The following is a 12,209-nucleotide window of genomic DNA, read 5'->3' as shown; positions in this document are numbered from 1 at the left end:
GCCGGCATCGGCGAATAGGCGCGGTCCTGTCCGGGCCTCCGTTGGACGGCACACGGCCGGCCGATGGCGCTCCGGCGGGTGCCGTGGCGCTTCGTCCGTGCCGCGTTGGTCCGCGATCATTCCGCGGCCACGGCCGGCCGTGCGCCGCGCGCATACGCTGCGGCCCGGCGTTCGGCCAGCGCTTCGCGGCGGATGAAATCCGCCACGAATGCCGTGGCAGGGTGATGGCGCAGGTTGTACGGCGTGTCCCACTGCGCGACGCGGCCTTCGGCCATGATGCCGATGCGGTCGGCGATGGCGAAGGCCTCCGCCTGGTCGTGCGTGACCAGTATCGCCGTGTGGCCGGTTTGCTTGAGGATGTCGCGCACTTCGAAGGCCAGGCGTTCGCGCGCATCCGCATCCAGGTTGGAAAACGGTTCGTCCAGCAGCAGCAGCTCAGGTGAAGGTGCCAGCGCGCGGGCCAGCGCGACGCGCTGCTGCTGGCCGCCGGAAAGTTCGTGCGGATAACTGTCGGCCGCGCGCGCCAGCCCGACCAGTTCCAGCATCTCGGCGACACGCTGGACGCGCTCCTCGCGCGCAAGCCGGCGCAGGCCGAAACCCACATTGCCGGCGACGTTCAGATGCGGAAACAGCGCGTAGTCCTGGAACATCATGCCCACGCGGCGGCGTTCTGGCGCCACGCAGTGCGCGGCGCTGGACAGCACCGTGCCGTCCAGCAGGATGCGCCCGCCGACGGGCGGCTCGAAACCCGCGATGGCGCGCAGCACCGTGGTCTTGCCGCAGCCCGAAGCGCCAAGCAGGCAGCCGATATGGCCGCCGGGCAGGGTCAGGGACAATTCGTCGACCACGCGCACCGCGCCGCGCGGCGTGTCGTAGGCCAGGCTCAGGCGATCCAGTTCCAGCGATGCGGTCATGATGCGATGCCGTCCGGCATGGTTCGAGGGTGGGGGTGGGGCGTACGCGCCGCGCGCAGTCGCTCCTGTCCGCGTGCCAGCAGGATCACCGGGATCAAGCCGGCCGCGACGATGGCCAGCGCCGCCACGGCGCCTTCCTCGTAGGTGCCGCGCGCGGCCTCGGCGTACAGCCAGGTCGCCAGGGTATCGAAGTTCATGGGCCGCAGCAGTAGCGTGGCGGGCAGTTCCTTCATGGCGTCGACGAAGACCAGCAGGGCGGCCCCCGCGATCGCCGGTCGCAGCAGCGGCAAATGTACGCGGCGCAGCGTCCCGCCGGGGCTTTCGCCCAGCAGGCGTGCCGCCTGTTCCAGCGACGGCGGGATGCGCGCCAGGCCGGCTTCCAGTCCGCCCGTAGCGATCGCCAGGAAGCGGATCGCATAGGCGCATGCCAGGGCCACCGCCGATCCCATCCACACCATGCCGGCGGTGCCCAGCGTTGCCGAGAGCGCGCGGTCGACCAGGCTGAAGGGTGTCAGCAGGCCGATCGCCAGCACGGTGCCGGGCACCGCGTAGCCCAGGCCGGCCACCCGTGCATATAGCTGCGCCAGCCGCCGGCGGCCGCTCTCTCGCGTCGCGCGCGCCGCCCAGGCCACCACCATGCCGCATGCCAGCGTGACGGCGGTCGCGACGGCGGCGATGGCCAGCGTGTTGCCCGCTGCCGCCGCCAGTTGGCGCGATACGCCGCCGACCAGGTGCAGGCGCTTCTGCGTTTCCCACAGCAAGTACAGGGCGGGTGCGAGGAAGCCCAGCGTGACGGGCACCGCGCCCAGCGCGGCCGCGAGCGCGGCGCGCCAGCCGCGCAGCCGCACCGGCTGCATCGGCCGCATGCGCTGTGCGGCGGCGTAGCGCTGGCGCCGGCGTCCATGCCGTTCCACCAGGAGCAGGGCGACCACGATGGCCAGCATGGTCAAGGCGATCTGCGCCGCCGAGGCCAGGTCCGATCGCGTAACCCAGGTGGTATAGACGGACACGGTCAGCGTCTGCACGCCCAGGAATTCCGAGGCGCCGATGTCGTTCAGGGTTTCAAGCAGGGCCAGGCTCAATCCCACCGCGATGGCGGGACGCGCCAGGGGCAGGGCGACGCGCCAGAACGCCGCGGCGCGGCCCGCGCCCAGCGTGCGCGCGGCCTCCAGCACATTGGCGGCCTGGGTCATGAACATGGCGCGCGTCGTCAGGTAGACATAGGGATACAGCGCACACCCGAGCACGAAAATGGCGCCCGGCAGCGAGCGCAGCTCGGGCAGCCGGAACTGCCGTGGGCTGTCGTAGCCCAGCAGCGCGCGGATGGCACCCTGCACCGGCCCGATGGGATGCAGCAGGTCCAGGTAGGCGAAGGCGACGATGTAGGTGGGCACGGCCAGCGGCAGCAGCAGCGCCCAGCTCAGGACGCGCCGTCCGCGGAATTCATAGGCGCTGACCAGCCAAGCGCTGCCCGTGCCCAGCACCGCGGTCAGCGCGCCCACGCCCAGCAGCAGCAGCCCGGTGTTGGCGGCCGCCTGCGGCAGCACGTATTGCGCCAGGTGCGACCAATGGCCGGCATCGGCGCCCAGCGCCTGCCACCCCAGCGCCGCCATCGGCGCGCAGACGATCAGCGCGATCAGGGCCGCGCCCCATGACCAGGCCATCAGTTGTCGAAGCCCACCTTATCGACGAGCTCGCTCGCTTGCTTGCGGTACTTGGCGATGTCCGCCACCGACAAGGCGTCGATCTTCAGCGGCCCGAAGCTGGCCACCACCGGGTCCAGCCTGACGCCCTCGCGCACGGGATATTCGTAGTTGGCCTGCGCATAAAGGGCCTGCGCGGGTGCCGACACCAGGTATTCCAGCAGCTGCACCGCCTGCGCCTTGTGCGGCGCATGCCGGGCCAAGGCCGCGCCGCTGATGTTCACATGCGTGCCGGCGTCCCTGGCCGTGGCGAAGGTGGGCCGCACGACCTTGATGGCATCGCCCCATTTGCGCGCGTCGGACCCCGGTTCGGCGTTCTTCATGTGGCCCAGGTAATAGGCATTGGCCAGGCCGATGTCGCAGATGCCGCCCAGGATGTCGCGCGCCACGTCGCGGTCGCCGCCGGTTGCCTTGCGCGCCAGGTTGGCCTTGACGCCGCGCAGCCATTTTTCCGTGGCCTGGGCGCCGTCGTGGGCAATCATGGCGGCGATCAGGCCGGTGTTGTACGGGTGCTGGCCCGAGCGGATGCATACCTTGCCTTTCCACTTCGGGTCGGCCAGGTCTTCATAGTGGAAGGTGCCGACGGGAAGGTCTTTTTCGACATACAGCACGCGGTCGCGCAGGGACAGCGCATACCAACTGCCGCCCGCGCCGCGCAGGTTGGCCGGCACCACGGATTCCAGCGTCTTGGACGGGGCCGCCTGCGTTACGCCGCCATCCACCAGGTCCAGCAGGTTGCCGATGTCCACCGTCATCAACACGTCCGCGGGCGATTTGTCGCCTTCGGCCCTGACCCGCTCCAGCAGCCCGTCCTTGACGAAGACGGTATTCACCTTGACGCCGCTTTCCTTGGTGTAGGCGTCCAGCAGCGGCTGGATCAGCTTGGGCTCGCGCGTGGTGTACAGGGTGACTTCCTCGGCGGCCAGCGCCGGGGCGGCATGGGCGGCGCCCGCCAGGCACAGCGCGCCGAACAGGTGATGCAAGGCGAAACGGGGGGATTTCATGGTCAGCTCCAGCGTGGCCGGCCGGATCGCCCGCGATGCGCCCGGCAGACTGTTAACGAAAATTATTCTCAGTCAGAGGCTGGGGAAGATAACAAGGTTCGGGAATTTGTTCAACTTTTCGTAAGGTTCCGTCGTCGCCGTATGCATGCCGCTACCAATGCAGTGTCGCGGCAAGGCGCGCCGGCGGGCACCGCCGCGTCCGCGCCTGGTTCGGTGGGCCGCCATGGGCTAGGGCTGCGGCGGCGAGTCCTGGTCCAGGCCCAGCCTGCGGGCTTCGTCGGTCAGGCAAGCCTTCATGTCCTCGGCCGGCTGGCTCATCCCCCGCTGGCGCGGCCACACCAGGCTCAGGGCAAGGTCGTCCACCCGCATCAAGCGCCGGGCGGCCAGCCCCTGGCGCCGTGCGTAGACGGCGCCCAGGCTTTCCACGATGCCGATGCCTACGCCCGCGCCGACCAGGGCGCAGGCGGCGGACGACTGCATGACTTCCACCGTGGGCATATGGGCCATGCCGGCGGCCTCCAGCGCGCGGGCGGTGGCGCGTCCGGCGGGCAGGGCGGTGCCCAGCACGATGGGCTGTTCGCGCGCGACTTCCTTCAAGGTCAGCCGCTTGCGCGCGGCGTAGGGATGGTCCGGGCGCATGATGCAGAACAGGCTCAGCTTGCTGAGCGTGCGCATGTCCACGCGCGGATCCTGCCCCGAGCCGATGATGATGCCCAGGTCGACGCGATGGTCCACGGCCATGTCGATGATCTCCAGCGCGGTCCCGGACCGCACGGTGACCGCCACGTCGGGATGCATGCGCCGCAGCCGGGCCAGCGCCGCGGGGAACAGGCTGGAGGCCGAGATCGCCACGGCGCCGATCGCCAGGCGCGAGGTCGAGCCATGGCGGATGTCGCGGGCCCGCCGGTCCACGGCTTCGATGCCAGCCAGCGCGTTGAGCACTTCGGGCAACAGCGCGCGGCCCTGGCTGGTCAGGTGCAGCCGGCGGTTCTCGCGGCTGAACAGGGCGAAGCCCAGCCGGATTTCCAGGTCGCGCAGCAGGGCGCTGGCCGCCGGCTGCGTCATGTTGATCGATGCGGCCGCGGCCGTCACCGTTTCGTGCTGGTACATCGCGCGCAGCAGGGCCAGTTCCCGGCGCGTCACCATGGGGCGCTCACCATAAGAAATCCATATGAACCCAGACAACCTATCTATTTGACCATAGGGTGGGCGGCTGGGAGACTGGCGCCTTTCCCGAGACGAGCAACATGGCCGCCAACACCATCGTTTCCGTGCAGTGCATCCCGATGCGGCTGCCTTTCCATCACTGGACCGCGCCGCCGCTGTTCGCGGGCCGCCCGCGCGACAAGCTGGACAGCGCGCTGGTGCGCGTGCAAACCGCCGACGGCACCGTGGGCTGGGGCGAATCCTATTGCGTGGAACCGCGCGCCATCGTCGCGGTTTTCGAAACGCTGATCGCGCCGCTGGCCCATGGCAAGGACGCGGCCGACGAAGCGCTGGTGCCCGCCGTGCAGCGGACCTTGCACAACCTGGGCCGTTCCGGTCCGGTCGTGCACGCGATCGCGGGGCTGGATATCGCGCTCTGGGATCTGCGCGGCAAGCGCGAGCGCGTGCCCGTCCACCAGCTGCTGGGCGGCAAGCAGCGTTCGCGCATCCGCGCCTATGCCTCGCTGCTGCAGTACTACGGCGACGCGGCAATGCTGGACCGGGTGGTCACGCAGGCGCTGGAAGAGGGCTATACCGAAGTCAAGCTGCACGAGCGTACCGCCGATGCCGTCAAGGCGGCGCGCCACGCGGCCGGCGGCGAGGTGCCCTTGATGGTCGATACCAACTGCGCCTGGCTTCCCGCCGAAGCGCCAGCCGCGATAGGGCAGATGGCGGCTTATGCGCCGCACTGGATCGAGGAGCCCCTGTGGCCGCCGGAGGACCACGACGCCCTGGCGCGATTGCAGGCATCCAGTCCCGTGCCGCTGGCCGTCGGCGAGAACGCCAGCAGCGCGTTCGAGCTGTCCACGCTGATAGCCCGGGGCGGCGCCCGGTACGTGCAGCCCAGCGTGATCAAGCTGGGCCTTACCGCGAGCTGGGCCTTGTCGCGGCAATGCGAGGGCGGACCGGTGGCGTGCGCACCGCAGGTGGCGTTCTTCGGGCCGGGCTACCTGGCCAGCCTGCATCTGCTCGCGGCGCAGCGCACCGAGGCATCGCTGGAAAGGCTGTATGTGGCGCTCGCGCATGTGCCGTATGGCGCGACGGTGCCCGTGACGGCCGGCTGGGTGCAGGTGCCGGAGGGGCCGGGCCTGGGCGCGGATCCCGAAGCGGACCTGGCAGCGGGGCGCTACGCCGCATGACCGGCGTCCGCGGACGCCCGCGTAGCGGGATTTAGCAGGACTTGCGAATAAATCATCCAAAGAATTCGAGGAGACAAGACCATGGATCTTTCACGCAGACGCTTCGCCGCCGGTGGCGGCGCGCTGATGCTGGCCGGCGCGCTGTCGCCCCGGCTCGCGCTTGCGCAGGGCGGCGCCTATCCCGACAAGCCCGTGCGCATGTTCGTGCCCTATCCGCCCGGCGCGGCCACTGATACCCTGGGCCGCTTCGCGGCGGAGGTCTATGCCAAGGCATACGGCCAGTCCTTCATCGTCGAAAATCGCAGCGGCGGCGGCACGGTGATCGGCACGCGCGCGGTGGCGACGGCGCCCGCCGACGGCTACACCCTCGGCATGGTCGACACCGCCTTCGTGATCAATCCGGGCCTGCTCGGCAGCCGGCTGCAGTACGACACCGTCAAGGATTTCGCGCCCATCTCGCTGATCGCGACCGCGCCCTTCGTCATGGTGGTCCACCCCTCGGTCAAGGCCACGGACATGGCTTCCTTCGTCGCGCTGGCCAAGGCCGATCCGGGCGCGCTTTCCTTTGGATCGGCGGGCGTCGGCAGCGCGCCGCACCTGGCCGGTGAACAACTGCGCCAGCAGGCCGGCATCAAGGTGGTCCATGTCCCGTACCGCGGCGGCGGCACCGTCTTCACCGACCTGCTCGGCGGACAGATACAGTTCGCCTTCGCCACGGTGCCGACGCTGCTCGAACACATCAAGGCCGGCCGGCTGCGCGCGATCGCCGTCACCAGCCCGGCGCGGGTGCCGTCCCTGCCGGACGTGCCGACGATGGCGCAGGCCGGCTATCCCGGCGTGGACACCGCGCCTCTGTTCGGCCTGGTCGCGCCCGCGGGCGTTCCGGCGCCGGTCATCGATAAGCTGGGAAGCACGATTTCCGCGGCCGCCCGCAACGGCGAACTGCACGACAAGCTGGCATCCCTGGGCTTCGTGCCCGTCGGCAGCACGCCCGCGGAATTCGCGGCGCGTATCGCGGCGGACATCGCCAAGTGGAAGGGCGTGATACAGCAGGGCGACATCAAGCCGGAGTAAATCGCTGGGGGCGGAAGGCTGGCGGCGCGCGGTGGCTCGGGGCAAAAGGGCGCGGCCAGCCATGCCGGCAAGGTATATAGGACCGTCGGAAACGGCACAGCCGGTTATTTGCTTACAACGAATCTGTCTCTATAAACCGCGCAAAACCGACTCAGTTGAGAACCCTTATCAATAAAACCGTATAAAATCGGGTTATCCCTCACTGTTGGACGGATCCTTTATTCCCCGTCCGGCGGCCGCGCCCTCGAACGACGTCGCCGCGTGTCTTTTTCGATCACTATGGCAGCCTTCAATACCGAGCGCGTCCTGAGCGTGCACCACTGGAACGACACCCTGTTTTCCTTCAAGACCACCCGCGATGCGGCGCTGCGCTTCCATAACGGCCATTTCGTCATGATCGGCCTGGAAGTCGAAGGCAAGCCTTTGCTGCGTGCCTACAGCATCGCCAGCGCCAACTACGAGGAAAACCTGGAATTCCTCAGCATCAAGGTGCCGGATGGCCCGCTGACGTCGCGCCTGCAGCACCTGAAGGAAGGGGACACCATCCTGGTCAGTCGCAAGCCGGTAGGCACGCTGGTGGTCCATGACTTGAAGCCCGGCAAGAACCTGTACTTGTTCGGCACGGGTACCGGCCTGGCGCCCTTCATGAGCATCATCAAGGACCCGGACGTCTACGAACGATTCGAAAAAGTCGTCCTGGTCCACGGCGTGCGCTGGAAAAGCGAGCTGGCCTACGCCGACTACATCCAGAACGAACTGCCGGCCAACGAGTTTTTCGGCGACATGGTCAACGGCAAGCTGGTGTATTACCCGACGGTCACGCGCGAACCCTTCCGCAACCAGGGCCGGATCACGGACCTCGTGGAAAGCGGCAAGCTGTTCCAGGACATCGGTCTGCCCCCGCTGAACCCCGAAACCGACCGCGCCATGATCTGCGGCAGCCCCCACATGCTGGCGGATATCAGCGCCATGCTGGACAAGCGCGGGTTCACCGTTTCTCCCGGCGTAGGGCAGCCGGGCGACTATGTGGTCGAACGGGCCTTCGTCGAAAAATAGTCTCTCGCGCGTGGCCGGGAAGGTCGCACGGATATCCCTCTCCTCGGGCCGTGCGACCGCGGTCATCCGGGCCGGCGATAGGCGGGCCTATTCAGGTTCGATGCCTGCCTGCTTGATGATGGTCTGCCATTTTTTCGATTCGGCTTTCTGGAAGGTCGCCAGTTCGGCCGGCGTCGACGTCGCCGGGTCGGTGCCCGTGCTGGCGTAGAACTGCTTGGCAGCGGGGCCTTCGGTGGCCTTGACCAACAGCGCATTCAGCCGCTTTACCACGTCGGCCGGCGTGCCGGCCGGCGCATAGGCGGCGAACCAGTAGCCCATTTCATAGCCGGGCACGCCCGATTCCGCGATGGTCGGCACGTCCGGCGCCAGCGGCGACCGCTTCAGCGTGGTCACGCCCAGGGCCCGCAGCTTGCCGGCCTGGACCTGCGGCAGGCCGGTGGCCATGTCGGTGATCATGGTGCTGATCTGGCCGCCCAGCAGGTCGGTCACGGCCAGCGGGTTGCTCTTGTAGGGCACATGCAGCAGCTTCACGTTGGCCATCTGCTGCAGCAGTTCGCCGGCGATGCGGCTGCTGGAGCTGCCGCTGCCGAAGCTGAGCTTGCCAGGCTCCTTGCGCGCCATCGCCAGGAACTCGCCCACCGTCTTCGCCGGGAAAGAAGGGTTCACCACCATGATCTGGCTGCCCTTGCCCAGCAAGGTCAGCGGCGCGAAGTCCTTGACCGGATCGTATTGCAGGTGCTTGTACAGGTGTTCGTTCGCCGCATGGGTGGTGTTGGTGGTGATCAGCACCCGGTAGCCGTCCGGCTTGGCGCGCGCCACATCCTGCGCCCCTATCATCGCGCTGGCGCCCGGCTTGTCCTCGATCACCACCGCTTGGCCGGTCTGCTCGGTGACGCCCTGGGCCAGGGCGCGGGCGATCTGGTCGGTGGCGCTGCCGGCGGCGAAGGGAACGACGAAGGTGACGGGACGGCTGGGGAAGTCGTCGGCCGATGCCGCCAGCGGCGCGCAGCCGGCGGCGATCACGGCGGCCAGGGCCGGCAGGGTACGGATTTTCATGGTGTGTCTCCTTGGTTTTTCGTGTGTTGTGGTTGGTTTGCTGCTTGTGGGTTCACGGCTCGATTCCGGTGGCGGCCCGGGGCGCAAACGTGTTTGCGCGGCCGGCCCCTGCCTGCATCGGCCTGCTTTATCCGCCCGTCGATCCGTCCCGCGCAAGGGACTGAAAAGGCCACGGGTCGCCCGGCACGTCCGGCAGGCGCGCCGCCATTTCCGCGGGCACGGGAACCGGCAGGTCCAGCAGCTGAAAGGACAGGGATTTGCCGTGGGCATCCAGGTTCAGCGCGTCGTTGACGCCACCATCCAGCACGCCTTCCAGCACGAAGTTCATCGCATGCAGCGTGGGCAGCAGGTAGCGCGTCACGGCGTGCGGCCGGCGGTAGGCGAACCATTCCCGCACGCGTTCGGCCGTCACGTAGGCGGCGATGACGTCGTAGCACGCCGGATCCCATGCGATCAGGCTCAGGTTGGAAATATCGCCCTTGTCGCCGGAGCGGCTGTGCGCCAGGCGATAGAGCGGCACGAGGGATCGATTCATCGCTTGTCCTTGCCCGGTGGATAGATCGCCGGCGCCGCGCACGGCAGGCTCATCGTCGTCCCGCGCCCCCGGATTCATTGCTCGTCCTCCGCCGGATCGTACATGCGCCAGCCGCCGCGCACCGCGCCGCGGTCGATGGTGCAGGACACCATGTTCAGGCGCGGCCGCAAGGCGGTGCGTACACCGCCGCCGCCTGCCGGCCCACAGCAATACAGGGCCGTGACTTCACGCAGTACGCGTTCCGCGACGGCGCGATCGGCATGCGCGCCGGCCACCCGCAGCCTGACATCGCGCGCGTGCCGGTCCGGCAGGGCGGCGCGCAGCGCGCCGTCGTCGTTGTCCAGGATGCTGACCGCGCCGACCAGGTCGATGCGCAGCCGCAGCGCGTCTTGCAGGCGGCGGCGCACGATCTCCGCGGCCAGCCGCGCGCGCGCTTCGGCCTGCACGCCGGCGTAGGAGATCTCGGCTTCGGCCAGCCAGCCGCCGCGATGGCAGACGTTGACCTTCAGGGTATCCGGCCGCGCGTGGCCGGTGATGCCGCGCAGCTGGACGCGGTCGGCGCCCAGCTCCATCACTTGCGCGCGGCTCAGGTCCGCCACCACGTCCGGCGTGAGGTAGCGCGCGGGGTCGTGCACTTCGTACAGCAGTTGTTCCTTGACGGTGCGCGCGTCCACCCGGCCGCCCGTATGCGCGGCCTTGCCGATGACGAAGTCGCCGTTGGCCGAGATCTCCGCGATGGGGAAGCCGGTTTCATGCAGGCCGTCCACGTCCTTGAGGCCCGGCACGCAGAAATAGCCCCCCGTGACCTGGGTGCCGCATTCCAGCATATGGCCGGCCATGGTGGCGCGCCCCAGTTTTTCCCAGTCGTCTTCGCGCCAGCCGAAGTGGGCCAGGGCGGGGCCGACCGTCAGCGAAGGATCGGCCACCCGGCCCGCCACGACGATGTCGGCGCCCGCGCGCAGCGCGTCGGCGATCTCCGTGCCGCCCAGATAGGCGTTGGCGCTGACGATGTCCATGTCGTCCATGCGCGGGCCCAGTTGTTCGCGCAGCAGGGCGCGCTGCGCCGGCGAGGACAGGTCGTCGCCGTGGACGATCGCGATGCGCGGCGCGGGCAGGCCCTGCGCGCGCGCCAGTTCGGCTATCCGCCGCGCGGCGCCTGGCGGGTTGGCCGCGCCGAAGTTGCTGACGATGCGTATGCCGTGCGCATGGCAGCGCGCCAGCACGGGGCCGACCAGCTCGTCCAGCAGCGGCTCGTAACCGGCGCGCGTGTCCTGCTGGCGCGCCAGCTGGGCCAGGGCCAGCGTGCGCTCGGCCAGGGTTTCGAAGATCAGCGTGCCACCGCCGCGCGCGGCCAGCGTATCGACGACCGGTCCGGCGCCGTCGGTGCGGTCGCCGGAAAAGCCGGAGGCGCAGCCGATCAACAGCGTGGACGCGGCGGCAGGAGGCGCGGCGGGGGAGGGTGAAGGCATATCCGGCATGGCTGATGTGGGGTCTCCACGGCCACTATAGGCAGGCGCCGTTCATACGTAAAATAGAAATAAAAGATCAATTGATAGAGAAATGCCATGAATCTGTCGGCCCGGCATCTGCGCGCCTTCGTCGCCCTGGCGGAGGAAAGGCACTTCACGCGGGCGGCGCAGCGCTGCCATTTGACGCAGCCCGCTTTCAGCGCCCTCATTCGCGCCATCGAGGACGACGCCGGCATGCGGCTGTTCGACCGCACCACGCGGCATGTCGAACTGACGGCGGAGGGCCGCATATTGGAAACGTCCGCGCGGCGGTTGCTGGCCGACTTCGAACTGGTCATGGAGGACCTGCGCGACCATGCGGCGCGGCGGCGCGGCCGCGTGGCGCTTGCGGCCCTGCCATCGCTGGCCGCGGGCTGGCTGCCGGATATCCTGGCCGATTTCCACCGGCGCTACCCCGGTATCGCCCTGACGCTGCGCGATGCGTTGCTGGACCCCTGCCTGGATATGGTGCGCGACGGCGAGGTCGACTTCGCCGTGGCCTCGCGGCGCGCCGATATGGCGGAACTGGACAGCGAATTCCTGCATGCGGACCGGTTTCACCTGGTGTGCCGCGCCGATCACCCGCTGGCCGCCCGGCCGGCCGCGACGCTGGCGCAGGTGGCCAAATGGCCGCTGATCCAGCTGGCCCGCAACAGCAGCGTGCGCCAGCACCTGGATGCCGCCCTGGGCCGGCGCAAGCTGCGCCCGTTGGTGGAGGTCGAACACCTGGCCACCGTCACCGGCCTGGTGGCGGCGGGGCTGGGGGTCAGCATCGTGCCGGAGATGACCTTGTTCCACTTCCAGCGGCCCGGCGTGGCGATCCGCCCGCTGGCCGGCAAGGTGCCCACGCGGGCGCTCTATCTGGTCAAGCGCACCGGCCGCACGCTGCCCCTGGCCGCCCAGACTTTATATGAAACATTGTTACGAGAGCGTGAACATATCGCGTCGATCGCGCACCATGCAGGGCTTTCACGGTAGCCTATGGATGATTAAACTTCGATAGAAGTTTTCCTA

The 12,209-nt window shown here is 68.8% G+C and carries 11 protein-coding genes; 4 read left to right on the top strand and 7 right to left on the bottom strand.

The window, feature by feature from the left end; genetic code table 11:
• Positions 1-116: 116 nt before the first annotated feature.
• The 4 genes from AKI39_RS13860 to AKI39_RS13845 form a co-directional block, all read right to left on the bottom strand.
• The gene (locus AKI39_RS13860) at positions 117-914 is read right to left on the bottom strand and encodes an ABC transporter ATP-binding protein (protein WP_066636957.1); all 798 of its coding nucleotides are present in this window, start codon (positions 912-914) and stop codon (positions 117-119) included.
• Positions 911-2,578, bottom strand: a complete 1,668-nt coding sequence (locus AKI39_RS13855) for an ABC transporter permease (protein ID WP_066636955.1) — start codon at positions 2,576-2,578, stop codon at positions 911-913. The genes AKI39_RS13860 and AKI39_RS13855 overlap by 4 nt, the downstream gene beginning before the upstream one ends.
• Positions 2,578-3,621 (bottom strand): Fe(3+) ABC transporter substrate-binding protein, encoded by a 1,044-nt coding sequence (locus AKI39_RS13850; protein ID WP_066636953.1) that lies wholly within the window; start codon positions 3,619-3,621, stop codon positions 2,578-2,580. The genes AKI39_RS13855 and AKI39_RS13850 overlap by 1 nt, the downstream gene beginning before the upstream one ends.
• A 228-nt stretch (positions 3,622-3,849) precedes the next feature.
• Positions 3,850-4,767: a LysR family transcriptional regulator gene (locus AKI39_RS13845; protein ID WP_066636948.1), complete on the bottom strand. Its 918-nt coding sequence runs from the start codon at positions 4,765-4,767 to the stop codon at positions 3,850-3,852.
• Positions 4,768-4,868: 101 nt separating this feature from the next.
• Here AKI39_RS13845 and AKI39_RS13840 point away from each other — a divergent pair, with 101 nt between their 5' ends.
• The 3 genes from AKI39_RS13840 to AKI39_RS13830 all read left to right on the top strand — a co-directional run bounded on the left by AKI39_RS13840 (position 4,869) and on the right by AKI39_RS13830 (position 8,096).
• Complete coding sequence (locus AKI39_RS13840; RefSeq protein ID WP_066636945.1) at positions 4,869-5,966, top strand: mandelate racemase/muconate lactonizing enzyme family protein; 1,098 nt, start codon at positions 4,869-4,871, stop codon at positions 5,964-5,966.
• Between the two features lie 81 nt (positions 5,967-6,047).
• On the top strand, positions 6,048-7,040 hold the full coding sequence (locus tag AKI39_RS13835) for a Bug family tripartite tricarboxylate transporter substrate binding protein (protein ID WP_066636942.1): 993 nt from the start codon (positions 6,048-6,050) through the stop codon (positions 7,038-7,040).
• Between the two features lie 279 nt (positions 7,041-7,319).
• Positions 7,320-8,096 carry a ferredoxin--NADP reductase gene (locus AKI39_RS13830; RefSeq protein WP_066636939.1) on the top strand — a complete coding sequence of 259 codons (777 nt, stop codon included), beginning with the start codon at positions 7,320-7,322 and terminating at the stop codon, positions 8,094-8,096.
• 87 nt (positions 8,097-8,183) lie between these two features.
• On the opposite strand, the gene AKI39_RS13825 is transcribed toward AKI39_RS13830, so the two are convergent.
• The 3 genes from AKI39_RS13825 to AKI39_RS13815 form a co-directional block, all read right to left on the bottom strand.
• Positions 8,184-9,152 (bottom strand): Bug family tripartite tricarboxylate transporter substrate binding protein, encoded by a 969-nt coding sequence (locus tag AKI39_RS13825; RefSeq protein WP_066636937.1) that lies wholly within the window; start codon positions 9,150-9,152, stop codon positions 8,184-8,186.
• A gap of 127 nt (positions 9,153-9,279) precedes the next feature.
• Positions 9,280-9,687 carry an AtuA-related protein gene (locus AKI39_RS13820; RefSeq protein WP_066642982.1) on the bottom strand — a complete coding sequence of 136 codons (408 nt, stop codon included), beginning with the start codon at positions 9,685-9,687 and terminating at the stop codon, positions 9,280-9,282.
• Between the two features lie 74 nt (positions 9,688-9,761).
• Positions 9,762-11,156, bottom strand: a complete 1,395-nt coding sequence (locus AKI39_RS13815) for an acyclic terpene utilization AtuA family protein (protein ID WP_066642979.1) — start codon at positions 11,154-11,156, stop codon at positions 9,762-9,764.
• Positions 11,157-11,252: 96 nt separating this feature from the next.
• Here AKI39_RS13815 and AKI39_RS13810 point away from each other — a divergent pair, with 96 nt between their 5' ends.
• Positions 11,253-12,173, top strand: a complete 921-nt coding sequence (locus AKI39_RS13810; protein WP_066636935.1) for a LysR family transcriptional regulator — start codon at positions 11,253-11,255, stop codon at positions 12,171-12,173.
• Positions 12,174-12,209: the final 36 nt, after the last annotated feature.

This window comes from Bordetella sp. H567, assembly GCF_001704295.1.
In the GTDB taxonomy this organism is placed as follows: Bacteria; Pseudomonadota; Gammaproteobacteria; order Burkholderiales; family Burkholderiaceae_B; genus Bordetella_C.
The sequence above is the reverse complement of the archived record's forward strand: the minus strand, read 5'-3'. Positions and strand labels throughout refer to the sequence as shown.